The sequence below is a fragment of the Phenylobacterium sp. genome, assembly GCF_036402295.1.
Classification (GTDB): Bacteria; Pseudomonadota; Alphaproteobacteria; order Caulobacterales; family Caulobacteraceae; genus Phenylobacterium.
The window spans coordinates 14,380-29,893 of the sequence record NZ_DASWTE010000348.1 but is presented as its reverse complement, the minus strand read 5'-3'; the positions used below and the strand labels follow the sequence as shown (position 1 = coordinate 29,893).

Sequence of the window (15,514 nt, the reverse complement as noted above, 5' to 3'; positions counted from 1 at the left end):
CGCCTTGTCCACCTCCGCCTCGCTGGCGAACTGGACGCGCGCCTGCACCTCGCCGGTGTTGGGGTTGAAGACATCGCCGTAGCGGCCCGAAGCGCCCGCAAACGCGGCGCCGTCGATGAAGTGGGTGATCTCACGCATGGGCCGGCTTTTATGCCCGAGCGCGCGCCTAGCCTAGGGGGCTTTCACCGTCGAACGGACGATCCAGGCGGCGCCGGTGAGGGAGACGGCGATGAACAGCATGGTCCACTCGATCCGCTCGTCCGGAGCGGCGATCACCCGGGGCAGGTGCAGGATCAGCGCGAAGGTCGCGTACATGGCCGCGAGCAGCGTCGCGGCGAGGCGCGGGACAACGCCGGCGATCAGCGCCAGGCCGCCGGCCATGTGGCAGGCCCCCGTGAGGTAGGCGAAGAACAGGGGCGCGGGCAGCCAGCCCGGGATCATCGAGGCGGTGAACTTGGCGTAGCCGAAGTGGGCGAGGCCGAAGATCACCGGGCAGAGGCCGAACAGCCGCCCCGCGCGCTCGCCCCAGTCCGGACGGTTTGCGATCCCCCAGCCGGCGAGGCCGCCCAGCGAGAGCGCCAGCGCCTCGGCGACCGCGTTCCAGGCGGCGAGGTCGTTGGGGCGGTTGGCCAGCGCGTTGGGCATATGCAGCGCCACCACCCACACGCCGTACATGACACCCAGCGCCAGCGCGCCCCAGGCGGCCGTGCGGCTCCAGACCGTCGCCAGGCCGCCGGCCAGCAGCAGGGCGGCGCTGACATAGGCCAGGGCCTCGCGGCCGACGACGCCCTTGGGGACCGGCTGCCACTGCAGGGCGAAGTCGCCCACGACGAAGCCCAGGACGCCCAGGCCGATGGCCCCCAGGCCGTAGATGAGGCGTGTCCGGTCCATGCAGTTCCCCGCTCGCGGGGCGGACCATCGCGCGGCCGGCGCGGCGGAACTTGGGGTTTATTGCGGTTGCCTCTGCGTCAGGCTGCGCCAGTATCCGTCCCGCATGGCCGAGACCGAGCCGTTCCGCATCGAGGTGCACGGGCCGGAGCTTCCGTCCCATCCGGGGCTGTATGGCGCCGGCGAGGCCCGCTGCCGCTCGGACCCCGGCCGCAGCCGCCTGGAGAGCTGCTACGCCTTCGCCTCCATCGGGGTGATCGTCTCGGGCCACTTCGACTACCGCTCGCCGATCGGCCAGGCCGAGGCCCAGCCGGGCGTGGTGCTGCTGGGGAACGCCGGCGAGGAGTTCACCTACCGCTACCTCGACGAGGCGGGCGTGCGCCGCTCGGTGATCGCGCTGGACGAGGGCCTGCTGGCCGAGGTGGCCAACGACTGCCGGCTGAAGGCGGCGGCGTTCCCGGTGGCGGCGCTCAGGGCCAGCCGCGCGGCGACGCCGGTCTATGCCGCGGTCCGCCGCCTGGCCGCGGCCGGGACGCCGGACGAGGAGGCGGTGGTCCGGCTGGTGGCCGCCTGCCTCCGCGCCGGCGCCCGGGCTGGTCCGGCGCCGGCAGCGGATGCGCGGCGGATCCGCGAGGTGGCCGCCCTGATCGACTCCCGGCCCGCCGAGGCGCTCAGCCTGTCGGTGCTGGCGAAGCTGGCGGGGCTCAGTCGCTACCACTTCATCCGCGCCTTCCGGGCCGCCACCGGCGAGACGCCGCGCCAGTACCAGATCGCCGCCCGCCTGCGCGCCGCCGCCGACCGCCTGATGGACACCACGGCCCCGATCACCGAGATCGCCTTCGACGTCGGCTTCAACGACATCAGCCATTTCAACGCGACGTTCCGGCGCGCGTTCGGCACGTCACCACGGGCGTGGCGTCGGGCGGCGTAGTCGACTCCGATATACTTCTCCGCTAGAAGCGCCGCCGTCATGACGCGGTTCGCGCACCATCACGGCCACCACCACCATCCGACCCTGGCGGGTCCGGAGCGGGTGCGCGCGGCCTGACGCGAACCCTTCCGAGCCCCGCCGATGCGGACGGGGCTCGATCTTCTCCAGCTTCGTCCGTCGCCCTCCGTTCCAGAGAGACGACCGATGAACGACCTTCCTTCCTTGAGTGCGGACGCGCCAGCCGGTAAGCGCGCGGCCATGAGCGAGCGTCCCGAAGCCCGAGCCCCCCGCGGATTCATCGACCGCCGTGCGCGCGACGTGGTCGCCGAGCGGGCGATCCTGGCGGCGGTGAGCGGCGTCTACGAGCGCTGGGGCTTCGAGCCGCTGGAGACCGGGGCGTTCGAGTACGCCGACGCGCTGGGCAAGTTCCTGCCTGACGCCGATCGTCCTAACGAGGGCGTCTTCGCGCTCACCGACGACGACGAGCAGTGGATGGCGCTGCGCTACGACCTGACGGCGCCGTTGGCCCGGTTCGCGGCGCAGAACTGGGAGACGCTGCCCAAGCCGTACCGGCGCTATGCCTATGGGCCGGTGTGGCGCAACGAGAAGCCGGGGCCGGGGCGGTTCCGCGAGTTCGTGCAATGCGACGCCGACACGGTGGGCTCCGCCCGCCCCGAAGCCGACGCCGAGATCATCGCCATGGCGGTCGAAGGGCTGGAGGCCGCGGGCCTGCCGGCGGGTTCGGCGCTAATCAAGATCAACAACCGCAAGCTCCTGAACGGGCTAATGACCGCGGCCGGCGTCGAGAGCGAGGCGCAGAAGTTGGCGGTGCTGCGGGCGGTGGACAAGCTGGACCGGCTGGGGCCGGACGGCGTGCGGCTCCTGCTGGGCGAGGGCCGCAAGGACGAGAGCGGCGACTTCACCAGGGGCGCGGGCCTGAACGCGACGGCGGCCGAACGGGTGCTGGCGTTCACGGCGGCGGGCGCGGGCGGCCGCGCCGACACCCTGGCGAAACTGGCCGACGTGGTGGGCGGCTCGGCCGAGGGCGACGAGGGCCTGGCGGAGCTGGCGGCCATCGACGCGGCGCTCACCGGCCTGGGCGTGGGCGTCGACCGGGCGGTGATCGAGCCGTCGGTGGTGCGCGGCCTGGAATACTACACCGGCCCGGTCTTCGAGGCCGAGCTCTTGCTCTCCACCCTCGACGACAAGGGCCAGCCGATGCGGTTCGGCTCGATCGGCGGCGGCGGGCGCTACGACGACCTGGTGGCGCGGTTCACCGGCGAGCGCACCCCGGCCACCGGCTTCTCGTTCGGCGTCTCCCGGCTGGCCTCGGCGCTCAAGGCGGCGGGCCGCGACTTCGGCCAGGCGGCGCGCGGCCCGGTGGTGGTCATCGCCTTCTCGCAGGACCGGATGGCCGACTACTTCGCCGTCGCCCGCGAGATCCGCGCGGCCGGCATCCCGGCCGAGGTCTACCTCGGCTCGTCGGGCATGAAGGCGCAGATGAAGTACGCCGACCGGCGGCTGTCTCCAGCCGCCATCATCGTCGGCGACGACGAGTTGGCCGCCGGCACGGTCACGGTGAAAGACCTCGACCTCGGCCGCGAGCTGGCCTCGAAGGTCACCGACAACGCGGAATGGCGCGGGCAGCGCCCCGGCCAACAGACGATCCCGCGCGCCGAGCTGATCCCGGCGCTCCGTCTCATCCTGGACGCCGGCTGATGCGCGTCGAGCCCGCCGTTCCGGCCGCCGTGCTGGCGGCTGTGCGTGAACCCCTGGAAGGCTCCGGGGCCGAGCGCGCCGACGCGCCCCTGCTGCAGCCGCTGAACCTGCTGCTCGACCTGGCCGGCGAGGCCATGCGGGCGCGGCTGTTCGTGGTGCAGGCCGAGGGCGGCGCCGAGAGCTGCCTGCGCCCCGACTTCACCGTCGCCATAGCACGCCAGCACATCGAGGGCGGCCGCGCCGCAGGCATGTACTGGTACGAGGGCGCAGCGTTCCGGGCCTCGACCAGCGCCGACCGGCCCGAGGAGTTCGTCCAGATCGGGCTCGAGATGTTCTCGCCGGGCGGCGGGGCGGTCGAGGCGGCGGACGCCGAGATCGCGGGTCTGGCCTGGCGCGCGGCGGCGGCGGGCGGGCGCGACGACCTCTCGCTGTGGCTGGGCGACGTGGCGCTGTTCGGGGCCTTCGTGGAGAGCCTGGACCTGCCCGAGACCCTGGCGGCCCGCCTGAAGCGGGTGGCCGGGCGGCCGCGGCTCCTCTGGGCCGAGCTGTCGCGCACCGGCGAGGGCGCCTCCGAGGCCGGTGGCACGCTGTCGGGCCTGCTCGCGGGCCTGTCGGAAACCCAGGCCGCGGCCTTGCTGGAAGAGGTCTGGGCGCTGGCCGGCGTCGAGCCTGTCGGTGGCCGCGGCCCGGCCGAGATCGCCGCCCGCCTGGTGCGCAAGGCCGAGGCGGCGCGCGCGCCGTCGCTCACCGAGGCCCAAGCCGACGCCATCCGCGCCTTCATGGCCATCGACGACACGCCGGCCTACGCCTTCGCGCGCATGCGCGAGCTCGCGGGGAAGAGGGACGGGGCGCTCAAGGCCGCTGTGGCCGGTTGGGAGCAGCGGCTGCTGGAGCTGTCGCGCACCGCGCCGGCCGACCGCACGCGCTTCACGCCCGCCCTGGGCCACGCCTTCGACTACTACGACGGCTTGACGTTCGAGGTGCGCAGCACAGCCCTCGGCGCCGACCTGCCGGTGGCGGTGGGCGGACGCTATGACGGGCTGCTGCCCAGGCTCGGCGGCCAGGGCGCGGCCCGGGCGGTCGGCTGCATGGTGCGCCCCTGGCGGGCCTGGTCGGGAGCGGAACAATGACCAGCGGGCTCGTCATCGCGGTCCCGTCGAAGGGCCGCCTCAAGGAACAGGTCGAGGGCTGGCTGGCCGACTGCGGGCTGAAGCTGGAAGTCACCGGCGGCGCGCGCGGCTACCTCGCGAGCCTCAAGGGCCTTCCGGGCGCGCAGGTCCGGCTGCTCTCGGCGGCCGACATCGCTGATGCGCTCGACGCTGGCGAGGTGCACCTGGGCGTCACTGGCGAGGACCTGCTGCGCGAGCGCGGCGACGACCTGGACGCCCGCGTCCTGTTGCTGCGGCCGCTGGGCTTCGGCCGCGCCGACCTGGTCACAGCCGTGCCGAAAAGCTGGCTCGACGTGGAGACCATGGCCGACCTCGAGGAAGTTGCGCACAACTACCTGGCGCGCACCGGCCGGCGGATGCGGGTGGCCACCAAGTACCTGGCCCAGACCCGCAGCTTCTTCACCCGCCACGGCGTGGCCGACTACCGGATCGTGGAGTCGGGGGGCGCCACCGAGGGCGCGCCGGCGACCGGCGCCGCCGAGCTGGTCGTCGACATCACCACGACCGGCGCGACGCTCGAGGCAAACGGGCTGAAGGTGCTGGCCGATGGCGTCATGCTGAAGAGCCAGGCGCAGCTGGCCGCGGGCCTGCGCGCCGGGTGGAGCGCAGATGCCCTGGCCCAGGCCGAGCGGCTGCTGCGGATCGTCGAGGCCCGCGCGGCGGCCCTGCGCAGCGCCACCCTGGCCTGGCCGGCCCGCGGCGACGCGGCCGAGGGCAAGGTGGTGGACGCCCTCGTGGCCGCGGGCGCATCGCGCCGCCCGAACGGCCTGCTGGTCGATTCGGCCCAGGTGTCGGACGCCAGCCTGGCCCTGACCGCTTCAGGTCTGGGTCCAGTGACCGTGTCCAATCCGAACTTCGTCTTTGACGTGAGTTGCTCGCCATACGACACGCTTAGGGCGAGGGTTATTTGACGTAACAGTCGAAAAACAGCGTAAAGTTTTCCCCGGGTCGCGAAATTCTGATCGTGGCGTGCCTGGACCCGGGTGTTGGCCCGTTGACTCGGGCAGAAAATTGCCGTTTTGTCATCTGGCGAGAGACATGAAGGCGCCTAGTCCTGAGGTCTCCGGCGTTTCGGGGAGGAAACGCCCGCTCAATCAGAGCGACTGCTCAAGGCGGCCTGCAGCGACTATCCCCCGCTGCAGGCCGATTCTTTTTGTGCCGACGCGATTTTCGACGCGAACGTCAAAAACCATCTACGTCCAGGCCGAGCGGCGGTCGACGGAGCGCTGGAAGCCGGCGGCCAGGGATTTTGCGCGGGCGCGGAGCAGCACCCGCCGGCCTTCGGGAGTCCGGGCGTAGACGAGGTCGGACGAGCCGACCCGCGTGTTCCACAGACGGGAGAACCGCTCGGCCCATTCCTTCTTGGCCCCCAGAGCCGCGGGCACGGCGTGGTAGTCGGTTCGCGTGCGCCAGCCCAGGCGGCTGCGGCGGGCCAGCAGGTAGCGGGGGTTCTGCACCGGTCCGAGCACCTCGGCGACGGCCTGCATCACCTGCCGCTCGGTGCTGCGGCTGACGCCGTGCAGGACGATGTCCTTTCGCCCGTCGATACTGGAGCGGACCTCGAAGCGGCCGTTGCGAACCTCGGTCTCGCTCACGGCGCCGGCGTGGAAGAGGCCTTGGAGCACCGCCCACCCCACCTGTTCCAGGCTGCCTTCGACGGATCCGTTGCGCCACATGAGACGGAACGCCTTGGCGAGTCCCGGGAGGCTGGCCAGGGCGGCGACGCCAGCCGCAGCCATGCCGAAGGCGCCCAGGTCGTCGAGGGACTCCCAGCCTCGCAGTTCGTCGGCCACGGCGAAGGCGGCCGCGCTGCCGGCGCTCCACACCACGGCGCGCAACGTATCGGCCCATGCGAGCCCGCGCGGCGCATAGTTGGGCGCGGCCGTTTCCCGGACACGCGCCCGAGGACCGCCGGCGCCAAGCGAGGCCGACCACCGCCGGGCGATTCCTGGCCGGTCAGCCGCCGCCGCGAGGGTCCGGCGGTTCGCGGCGGCCATGTCCTCGGTGAGGCTGAGGCCAAGACGACCGATGCCGCTCTCGATCAGGGTGGAGTCGCCGCTGGAGATGCCCTCGAAGGCGCGGAACCGGCGCGCCAGCAGCGCGCCATCCGACAGGCCGCCAGGCCCCTCGTCCATCAGCGGGCCCCAATCGAGCCGCGCCACGGCCTCGGTCAACAGACCCTGGGACGGCTCGACGGTCGCCAGGTGCCAGATGTTGGCGACCTTATGCGGATTGCCCGGCTCGATGCGGATGGCGCGGCCGCGCATCTGGTTCGAGAGCATGAACGAGGCCGTGTTGCTGGCGAGGACCAGGCTGTTCAGCGCGGGCGCGTCCCAACCTTCGCCCAGCAGGGACTGGGTCCCGACGAGGATCCGTATGGCGCCCCGGGCAAAGAGGGCGGTCACGAGGTGGACGAGGCGCGCCCCCTCCACGCCCGCGAGCTCGACGCGGACATGATCGGGGCACGCCGGGATCTCGAAAGCCCGGCAGACGCTCGGGTCCAGGCGATGGTCCGCGGCAAGCTCGGTCAGCAACGGAAAGGCCGTGCGGGGAACGATCACCAGCGTGCCGGTCAGCACGCCAATGAGCCCTGAGCCCGCGCCGGCCCGGCGCAGGTGCTCGAAGATCGGCACGACGCCCAGGCGTGATGGCCGGAACTCGGCCTCGGGCGCCGCCGGCAGGTCGCCTGCTCGGACGTGATCCGACAGCACCACCATCCGGAGGCGTTCGCCCAACGCCCGGTCCTCCGCCTGGGCGATATCGGAGATGCTATCCAGCTTGGCGAGGTTGGACGCCATGAGCTGGAAGATGGATCGCGTGGACTGCAGGCGGACGCGTCCGCCTTCGACAAGCCCCTGCTCGTGAAGCCGCTGGCGCAGCGCCTTTGCGCGATCCGCCCCGATGTCGAAGACCTTCGCATGGCTGCCTGTCACGCCCTCGAGGAATGTCTCGAGCCAGAGGAAGGACGGCGGCGGCAGCTCGCGCGCCGAGACGCCGAGCAGCCTCAGCGGCGCGGTGGGCAACCGTCGGCCGGCGCCCGCCAGTTGCAGGAGGATGGCCGAGAGCATCTCGGGCGTCTCCAGGATCGCCTCGGCCTGCGCCTCGGGCTCGGTGAGCCAGGGGTGACGCTCGAGCCGGTCGTGGAGGCCCCCGTCCGTCCGCAGGTCGGCCTGCAGCTGCGCGATCGCGCGGCGTCGCCCGTCCAGCAGCTTCAGCCCCTCGTGCGTGGGCTGGGACAGGATCACGTGGTCCTGGTGCGGGCAGAGGTCGCCGTTGCGCACCAGTTCCGGGATGCCGATCTCGAGATCGATCGGGCCGCAGACGCCTTCGTAGCGCGTCCACTCGGCGAAGGTGGCGTCGTAGGGCGGGGTGGCCGTGAGCGACACGACCTGCACATCGGCCAGCGACGAGGTCAGCTTCTCGATGCCGTTCCACCACTCCCGCCGCAGATGGTGCGCCTCGTCGAGGACGAGGGTGAGGGGGCCGGGCCCGTTCAGCGCGTTCGCCAGGCGCTCGACCTCGCCGGCGCGCCGGAAGGCGTCGAGCGCCTGGTACGTCGCCAGCGTCAGGACGCGGGGCTCGGAAAGCTGATGTGAGACCTCGTGGGCGGCCGGCGGCTCATCGAGGAACAGCGGCGTCAGGCGATCGGCCCACTGGTCGCGGATCGCCACGGTCGGCGCGAACACGAGCGCGCGGCGGCCCAGCCGGCGCACGATCTCGAGCCCAAGGATCGTCTTGCCCGCGCCGGGCGCCGCCACGACATGCAGCCGGCCATCGGCGAGGTGATCGCCGATCTCCTCCAGGACGCGGGCCTGATAGTCGCGCCAGACGCCCTTGAACTGCATTCGCGACAGCATCGACCCTGACGTATCGCCGGATTCGACCCGGCTCTAGGTCCAAGGACGAGCTGTCGAACTCACACGCCCCCTACCAGATCCGCACCCGTTGCTCGGGCGGCACGTACATCGGGTCGCCGGGCTTCACGCCGAAGGCCTCGTAGAAGGCGTCGATGTTGCGGACGGGCAGGTCGACGCGGGCGAGCGGCGGCGAGTGCGGGTCGCTGACCAGGATCTGCTTCATCAGGTCGTCGCGGTACTTGGCTCGCCACACCTGCGCCCAGCCCAGGAACACCCGCTGCTCGCCGGTCAGGCCGTCGATCACCGGCGCCGGCTTGCCCTTCAGCGAGATCTTGTAGGCGTCCAGCGCCAGCAAGAGGCCGCCCAGGTCGGCGATGTTCTCGCCCATGGTCAGGTCGCCGTTGATCTTGGCGCCCGGCAGGATCTCGGCAGCCGCGTACTGCTTCCCCAGCCGCTCGGCCTGGGCCATGAACTTGGCCTCGTCGTCCTTGGTCCACCACTCGGCCAGCCGGCCGTCGCCGTCGGACTTGCGACCCTGGTCGTCGAAGCCGTGGGTGATCTCGTGGCCGATCACCCCGCCGATGCCCCCATAATTGATGGCCGGGTCGCCTTCGGGGTCGAAGAACGGCGGCTGCAGGATCGCGGCCGGGAAGACGATCTCGTTCTTGGTCGACGAGTAGTAGGCGTTGATCGTGGCCGGCGTCATGCCCCACTCGCCGCGGTCCACCGGCTGGTTCAGCCGCGCGACCCGGAAGCGCCAGTCGAAGGCCGCGGCCCGCTCGACGTTGCCGTAGAGGTCGCCGTCCTTGATCTCCAGCTTGGAGTAGTCGCGCCACCTGTCGGGGTAGCCGATCTTGACGGTGAACTTGCCGAGCTTCTCGGCCGCCTTGGCCTTGGTGTCGGGGCTCATCCAGTCGAGCTTCTGGATGCGCGCGCCCATGGCGGACTTCAGGTCGCCGACGAGGGCTTCCATGGCGACCTTGCTCTGGGCCGGGAAGTAGGCGTCGACGTAGAGCTTACCGACCGCCTCGCCGAGGTTGCCGTCCACCAGGTTCACGCCCCGCTTCCAGCGCGGCTGCTGCGCCGGCGTGCCCGAGAGCGTCTTGTTGCGGAACTCGAACTTGGCCTGGTCGAAGTCCTTCGACAGGTGGCCGGCCGCCTGGTCGACCACGGTGAAGGCGAGCCAGGCCTTCAGGGTGTCGACGTCGGTCTTCGCGTAGACCGCGGCGATCTTCGGGAAGGCGGTGTTCTCCTGGACGATCACCCGCTTGGCGCCGGTAAGCTCGGCGCCGGCGAGGAAGGCGTCCCAGTTGAAGCCGGGCGCCAGTTTCGGCAGGTCGGCGACCGGGTAGGGATTGTAGGTCTTGTTGTCGTCGCGCTGCTCGACCTTGGTCCACGAGGCCTTGGCTACCTCGGTCTCCATGGCGAGGATCGCCTTGGCGCGCGCCTCGGGCTGCGGCCAGCCCGCCAGCGTCAGCATCTTCGCCACATAGGCCTCGTAGGCGGCGCGCTGCTTCGCGAACCGCTCCTCGAGGTAGTAGTCGCGGTCGGGCAGGGTGATGCCGCCCTGGCCCAGGTAGACCGCGTACTTCAGCGGGTCCTTGGCGTCGTCGTAGACGAACGGGCCGAAGAAGCTCTGGCCGAACCCCATGGCGGTCGCGCCCATCAGCCGGGCGACGTCGTCGTGGCTCTTGGCGGTCTTCACGGCGGCCAGGTCGGCGGCCAGCGGATTGGCGCCCAGGGCCTCGACGCGGGCCTCGTCCATGAAGCTGCGATACAGCGCGCCGACCTTGTACTCGACGCCGTCCTTCGCCGTGCCGGCGGCGGCCTTGTCGATAACCGCGCGCATGCGGGCCTTGGAGAGCTCGTCCAGCATGTTGAAGGCGCCGAACGAGCTGCGGTCGGCGGGGATCTCCAGCGTCTTCATGTAGCGGCCGTTGGCGTGGCCGAAGAGCGACTGGCCGGCGGTGACCGCCGGGTCGCTGCCTGTGAGGTCGAAGCCCCAGGCGCCCATGCGCGGCGCCTTGGTGAGGTCGCGGACGGGCGCTTGCGGCGCGGTGGCGGCGGCGTCGGCGGCGAACGAAGACGCAGGCGCGCCCACGAGCAGGGCGGCCGCAGCTGCGGCGGCGAGCCAGGCTTTCTTCATGGCGGGAAGTCTCTCTCCGGGAGGCAATTGGCCGGACCATGAGCCCAGGTCCGGCCGTTACGCTCGTTACATTTCTGTCAGGAACTCAGTGGTGGTGATGCTCGTCGGCAGGCGGTGTCGAACCCACGACGAACGACGCCTTCACGCGCGCTCCGCTGGCGAAGGTCAGCGTCACCGGAACGGCGTCGCCCGCCTTCAGCGCCTTCGTCAGCCCCATCAGCATGAGGTGGTATCCGCCCGGCGCGAATGTGACACGACCGCCCGCCGGGAGGGGCACGCGGGCCTGCCGCTGCATCGAGGCGACGCCGGCCTTCATGCTGGACTGGTGGATCTGCACCTCGCGGGCCAGCGGGCTCTCGGCCCCGACCAGGGCGTCGGGCCTGGCGCCGGGGTTGGCCAGGGTCATGAACCCGGCCCCGGTGGTCCCCTGCGCGGCCGGCCGGCTCCAGGCGGCCTGGACCTGCGGGGCCGCCAGCGCGGGCGTGGTGGCGGCGGCCAGCGCCAGGGCCAAGGGAAGGAAGTGGTTCATCGGACGTCCCAACGATCGTGGCTGCCCTGGGGAGCCGCCGCTGGATTGGCCGGCAGGTCCACGGATCGGCCTCGTAAACGCATCGCGGGATTCCGCAAGGCGGATCGGTGCGCCATAGTGGCGGCTACAGCCAAATCGGAGACCTGATGGAAGGCCACGTCCAAGCCGGCGCGTACAAGGATGTCGTATTGTTCCTCGCCACGGCCGGCGTGGTGGTGCCGATCTTCAGGCAGTGGAAGATCAGCCCGATCCTGGGCTTCCTGGGCGCGGGCGTCGTCTTGGGCCCCTACGGTCTGGGCGCGCTGGCCGGCGAGGCCGCCTGGCTCGGCGCGATCACCATCGAGAATCCGGACGAGCTGGCGCAACTGGCCGAGTTCGGGGTGGTGTTCCTGCTGTTCTCGATCGGGCTGGAGCTGTCCTGGGAACGCCTGCGCAGCCTGCGCCGCTACGTCTTCGGCCTGGGCGCGCTGCAGGTCGCGCTCTGCCTGAGCGCCACGGCCGTCGCGGCCTTCGTGGTGGGCCAGCCGCCCGCCGCCGCTATCGCCATCGGCGCGGCGCTCGCGCTGTCGTCGACGGCCATCGTCATGCCCATCCTTGCCGAGCAGAAGCGCCAGCACGCGATGGCTGGCCGCGCCACCTTCTCGGTGCTGCTGTTCCAGGACCTGGCCGTCGCGCCGATCCTGATCACGCTCACGCTGATGAGCCGCCGCACCGACGAGCCGTTCTCGCCGGCGGTGCTGCTCTCGCTGTTGCCGGCGGTGCTGGGGATGGCTGCGCTGTTCGTGTTCGGCCGCCTGCTGCTGCGGCCCATGCTGCGCTCGGTGGCGCGGGCCAAGAGCGAGGAGCTGTTCGTCGCCGCCTGCCTCCTGGTGGTGATCGGCGCGGGCCTGGTCAGCGCGTTCACCGGGCTCTCCATGGCCCTGGGCGCTTTCGTGGCCGGCTTGCTGCTCGCCGAGACCGAGTTCCGGCACGAGGTCGAGACGCGGGTCGAGCCGTTCAAGGGCCTGCTCCTGGGCCTCTTCTTCATCTCGGTGGGCATCGGGCTGAACGTGCCGCTGCTGCTCGAGCGGCCGCTGGTGATCCTGGGCTCGGCCGTCGGCCTCATCGCCCTGAATACGGCGGTGATCTTCGCGCTCGCTCGCGCCTTCGGCCTGAAGACGCGGGGCGCGATCGAGGCGGCGCTGTTGCTGGCCGGCGCCGGCGAGTTCGCCTTCGTCATCCTGGGCCAGGCGATGGACCAGGGCCTGGTGGCCCGGCCGATCGGCCAGACCGTGCTGGTGGCCGCCACGCTGTCGATGTTCTCGATCCCGTTCCTCGCCCAGCTGGGCCTCAGGCTCGGCGGCCGGCGCCTGACGCCGTCCGAGCTGCCGTCCGAGCCCGACGGCGAGGCGCCGCATACTCCGCGGGTGCTGGTGGTGGGCTACGGCCGGGTGGGCCGGCTGGTGGGCGACATGCTGGGCCGCCACGACATCGGTTGGGTGGCCGCCGAGCTCGACCCGCGGCTGGTCGAACAGGGCCGGCGCGCCGGCGAGCAGATCTATTTCGGCGACGCGGCCCGGGCCGAGTTCCTTATGCGCTGCGGCCTCGCCGACGCCCCGGCCCTGGTGGTGACCATGGACGACCCCGAAGGCGTGGAGACGATCGTGGCCGTGGCCCGCGAACTGCGCCCCGACCTCACCATCGTGGCCCGCGCCCGCGACGCGCGGCACGCCCAGCGGCTCTACGACCTGGGCGCCACCGACGCGGTGCCCGAAACGGTGGAGGCCAGCCTGCAGCTGTCCGAGGCCGTGCTGGTGGAGATCGGCGTGCCGATGGGCCTGGTGATCGCCTCGATCCACGAGCGCCGCGACGAGTTCCGCAGGACACTGAACCGGCCCGAGTCGCTGGGCGGCCGGGCCCGCCGATTCCAGCGCGAGCGCGGCGCCTGAATCGCGCCAGCATTGCGGCGCCGAAAAAAATTCATCCGGGGTTCATGGCCGCGGAACCAAGCGTGACCTTGATCCGTTGGGCAGCAGACGCAAAGGACGCCTACGGTCGGGGAGAGGCGATGACGCGCGGGAGTGCTCGGTCGGGAGAGAGCGTGGCGGACGAAAGTCCGCCTTCGCGAAATGCGTCACCGCCGCCACTTTACAAACAAAGCCAAGGACTTCCGTCAGAACTCGACGGACGAGCTGCGCCGTGCGAGGCAGAATCGCGGAGGTCGTGGGTATGAGATAACGGGTTGGCGTGCCGGTTCGCGGCGCGCCGATGCAGGGCGATCAGTTGCGAACGACAGCGAATTCCCACAAATGCGGGAGACGCTTCGCCTGACGTCCTGGTAAAGCTTGGGGAAAGGCTGGCCAGATTGCGTTCCGAGTGTGGCCCTGGCGACACTTTCGCAACGGTTGGTCCCTGTTATAACCGCGGCTGGGTCAAACGGCCGCACCACCTGAGGGCAACGAGAGGGCTCAGATTATGAAGTTCAAACTCCTGGCTGGAGCCGCGATGGCGGCGGCTTGCGCCGCAACCGGCGCGTCTGCGCAAGAAGGCTGGTATGGCGCCGTCGACCTCGGCTACCACTGGCCCGTCGAGTTCGAGACGACGTCGTCGAACAACGCCGCGAACGGCGCGCCCTATAGCTGGGAATTCAACCAGGAAGACGACTGGGCCGGCTTCGCCCGTCTCGGCTACCAGCTGAACGACCACTGGCGGGTCGAACTGGAAGTCGGCTACCGCGGCGGCGACATCGAGTCGGTCCGTGGCGGCGGCAACAACGCCGTGGTCGGCCTCTGCACCCCCGGCGTGACGCGCACCGCGGCCGCCCCGGCCTGCGGCAAGCCCGACGGTGACGTGACGTCGTGGACCGTGATGGGCAACGTCATCTACGACATCCTGCCCGGGTCCGCGCTCAACCCGTTCATCGGCGCCGGCATCGGCGTGAACCACGTGAAGGTGGACGTGGTCGGCCAGTTCTCGAACATTCCGGGTGCGCTCACGGCGACCAACCCGGCGTTCCAGAACCTCACGGTCGACGACAGCGACACCGCCTTCGCCTATCAGCTGATCGCCGGTCTGGCCTGGAAGGCCACCGACCAGCTCTCCGTCGACCTGACCTACCGCTACCTCGGCGGTTCGGACGTCGACTTCGCCTCCGTCGGCTCGCACGCGCTGCAGCCCGGCGTGTTCTCGGGCGAGTATCGCGACCAGTCGGTGACGCTGGGCCTGCGCTACCTCTTCGCGCCGCCTGAGCCGCCGCCGCCGCCGCCCCCGCCGCCGCCGCCTCCTCCGCCCCCGCCGCCTCCGCCGCCTCCGCCTCCGCCGCCGCCTCCGCCGGCGTATGAGGCCAAGCAGTTCATCGTCTACTTCCCGTTCGATCAGTACGTGATCACGCCGGAAGCCCAGGCGGTGATCGCCGACGCGGCCAACTACGCCAAGGGTGGCAACGCCACGCGCGTCGTGGTCGTGGGCCACGCCGACACCTCGGGTTCGGCCGCCTACAACGTCCGCCTGTCCGAACGCCGTGCGAAGGCCGTGGCCGACGCGCTGGTCGGCTCGGGCGTCAACCAGACGAACCTGTCGGTCGACTGGAAGGGCGAGACCATGCCTGCGGTCGCCACCGGCGACGGCGTCAAGGAACCGCTGAACCGCCGCTCGACGATCGACATCAACTTCTAAGTCGATCGCAGACCGCGAAAGATTGGAGCCCGGTCGAAAGGCCGGGCTCCTTTCTTTGCGCCTAGATCGGCAGCTGGGTCGTGGACTTCACCTCTTCCAGCACCGCGTACGTCCGCGTCTCCCGCACGCCGGGGATCCTGACCAGCACGTCTTCCAGGAACTTCCGCCAGGCGGCCAGGTCGCGCACCCGGCTCTTGATCAGGTAGTCGAAACCGCCGGCCACCATGTGGCACTCCAGGACGTCGGGCGCGCGGCGGGCGGCGGCGGCGAAGGTGTCGAACACCTCGGGCGTCGTGCGGTCCAGCACCACCTCCACGAAGATCAGCACCCCGCGTTCCACCTTCTGCGGGTCCACGAGCGCTGCGAAGCCGGTGATGTAGCCGCTCTCGCGCAGGCGCCGCACGCGGTCGGAGCACGCCGACGGCGAGAGGTTGCACCGCTCGGCCAGCTCCGCGTTCGATATGCGGCCGTCGGCCTGCAACGTCCGGAGCAGCCGGCGATCCGTGTCGTCCAGCCGTAGGGTGTTCGGCATTTTCGTATCCTGCGCGTGATCGTCCGGCGAACGGTCGCATCAATCGTAGCATATTCGGTGAAACGTGGATTACTCCGGACGCGCTCAAG

General features: G+C 71.0%; 12 protein-coding genes. 6 read left to right on the top strand and 6 right to left on the bottom strand.

The genetic code is table 11. The annotated features are described in order from the left end of the window. Both VGD44_RS20775 and VGD44_RS20770 read right to left on the bottom strand, forming a co-directional pair. Nucleotides 1–138 (bottom strand): hypothetical protein (locus VGD44_RS20775; protein ID WP_331089184.1); only part of this gene is annotated, 138 nt, incomplete at its 3' end. Nucleotides 139–171: 33 nt separating this feature from the next. Then, nucleotides 172–891, bottom strand: a complete 720-nt coding sequence (locus tag VGD44_RS20770; RefSeq protein ID WP_331090290.1) for a DoxX family membrane protein — start codon at nt 889–891, stop codon at nt 172–174. Nucleotides 892–994: 103 nt separating this feature from the next. Between VGD44_RS20770 and VGD44_RS20765 the strand changes: the two genes are divergently transcribed. The 4 genes from VGD44_RS20765 (at nt 995) to hisG (ending at nt 5,618) form a co-directional block, all read left to right on the top strand. Beyond that, complete coding sequence (locus VGD44_RS20765; RefSeq protein WP_331090289.1) at nt 995–1,819, top strand: AraC family transcriptional regulator; 825 nt, start codon at nt 995–997, stop codon at nt 1,817–1,819. 258 nt (nt 1,820–2,077) lie between these two features. Further along, nucleotides 2,078–3,538, top strand: coding sequence for a histidine--tRNA ligase (hisS, locus tag VGD44_RS20760; protein WP_331090288.1), 1,461 nt, complete (start codon nt 2,078–2,080; stop codon nt 3,536–3,538). After that, on the top strand, nt 3,538–4,668 hold the full coding sequence (locus tag VGD44_RS20755; RefSeq protein WP_331090287.1) for an ATP phosphoribosyltransferase regulatory subunit: 1,131 nt from the start codon (nt 3,538–3,540) through the stop codon (nt 4,666–4,668). Before hisS ends, VGD44_RS20755 begins: the two co-directional genes overlap by 1 nt. Beyond that, on the top strand, nt 4,665–5,618 hold the full coding sequence (gene hisG, locus VGD44_RS20750) for an ATP phosphoribosyltransferase (protein ID WP_331090286.1): 954 nt from the start codon (nt 4,665–4,667) through the stop codon (nt 5,616–5,618). The genes VGD44_RS20755 and hisG overlap by 4 nt, the downstream gene beginning before the upstream one ends. Before the next feature lie 282 nt (nt 5,619–5,900). On the opposite strand, the gene VGD44_RS20745 is transcribed toward hisG, so the two are convergent. The 3 genes from VGD44_RS20745 to VGD44_RS20735 form a co-directional block, all read right to left on the bottom strand. Beyond that, nucleotides 5,901–8,564, bottom strand: a complete 2,664-nt coding sequence (locus VGD44_RS20745) for a DEAD/DEAH box helicase family protein (RefSeq protein ID WP_331090285.1) — start codon at nt 8,562–8,564, stop codon at nt 5,901–5,903. A gap of 70 nt (nt 8,565–8,634) precedes the next feature. Then, nucleotides 8,635–10,710, bottom strand: a complete 2,076-nt coding sequence (locus VGD44_RS20740; RefSeq protein WP_331090284.1) for a M13 family metallopeptidase — start codon at nt 10,708–10,710, stop codon at nt 8,635–8,637. An 85-nt stretch (nt 10,711–10,795) separates the two neighbouring features. After that, nucleotides 10,796–11,239 (bottom strand): copper chaperone PCu(A)C, encoded by a 444-nt coding sequence (locus VGD44_RS20735; RefSeq protein WP_331090283.1) that lies wholly within the window; start codon nt 11,237–11,239, stop codon nt 10,796–10,798. 146 nt (nt 11,240–11,385) lie between these two features. Here VGD44_RS20735 and VGD44_RS20730 point away from each other — a divergent pair, with 146 nt between their 5' ends. Both VGD44_RS20730 and VGD44_RS20725 read left to right on the top strand, forming a co-directional pair. Further along, the gene (locus VGD44_RS20730; protein WP_331090282.1) at nt 11,386–13,167 is read left to right on the top strand and encodes a cation:proton antiporter; all 1,782 of its coding nucleotides are present in this window, start codon (nt 11,386–11,388) and stop codon (nt 13,165–13,167) included. Between the two features lie 526 nt (nt 13,168–13,693). Further along, nucleotides 13,694–14,893 (top strand): OmpA family protein, encoded by a 1,200-nt coding sequence (locus VGD44_RS20725; protein ID WP_331090281.1) that lies wholly within the window; start codon nt 13,694–13,696, stop codon nt 14,891–14,893. 61 nt (nt 14,894–14,954) lie between these two features. On the opposite strand, the gene VGD44_RS20720 is transcribed toward VGD44_RS20725, so the two are convergent. After that, a complete protein-coding gene (locus tag VGD44_RS20720; protein ID WP_331090280.1) occupies nt 14,955–15,425 on the bottom strand; it encodes a winged helix-turn-helix transcriptional regulator in 471 nt (156 codons plus the stop codon). Nucleotides 15,426–15,514 lie beyond the last annotated feature (89 nt).

Bases quoted from the DNA above. Each gene is read 5' to 3' on its own strand.
- VGD44_RS20770 (WP_331090290.1), bottom strand. From the start codon at position 891: ATGGACCGGACACGCCTCATCTACGGCCTGGGGGCCATCGGCCTGGGC.
- VGD44_RS20765 (WP_331090289.1), top strand. From the start codon at position 995: ATGGCCGAGACCGAGCCGTTCCGCATCGAGGTGCACGGGCCGGAGCTT.
- hisS (WP_331090288.1), top strand. From the start codon at position 2,078: ATGAGCGAGCGTCCCGAAGCCCGAGCCCCCCGCGGATTCATCGACCGC.
- VGD44_RS20755 (WP_331090287.1), top strand. From the start codon at position 3,538: ATGCGCGTCGAGCCCGCCGTTCCGGCCGCCGTGCTGGCGGCTGTGCGT.
- hisG (WP_331090286.1), top strand. From the start codon at position 4,665: ATGACCAGCGGGCTCGTCATCGCGGTCCCGTCGAAGGGCCGCCTCAAG.
- VGD44_RS20745 (WP_331090285.1), bottom strand. From the start codon at position 8,564: ATGCTGTCGCGAATGCAGTTCAAGGGCGTCTGGCGCGACTATCAGGCC.
- VGD44_RS20740 (WP_331090284.1), bottom strand. From the start codon at position 10,710: ATGAAGAAAGCCTGGCTCGCCGCCGCAGCTGCGGCCGCCCTGCTCGTG.
- VGD44_RS20735 (WP_331090283.1), bottom strand. From the start codon at position 11,239: ATGAACCACTTCCTTCCCTTGGCCCTGGCGCTGGCCGCCGCCACCACG.
- VGD44_RS20730 (WP_331090282.1), top strand. From the start codon at position 11,386: ATGGAAGGCCACGTCCAAGCCGGCGCGTACAAGGATGTCGTATTGTTC.
- VGD44_RS20725 (WP_331090281.1), top strand. From the start codon at position 13,694: ATGAAGTTCAAACTCCTGGCTGGAGCCGCGATGGCGGCGGCTTGCGCC.
- VGD44_RS20720 (WP_331090280.1), bottom strand. From the start codon at position 15,425: ATGCCGAACACCCTACGGCTGGACGACACGGATCGCCGGCTGCTCCGG.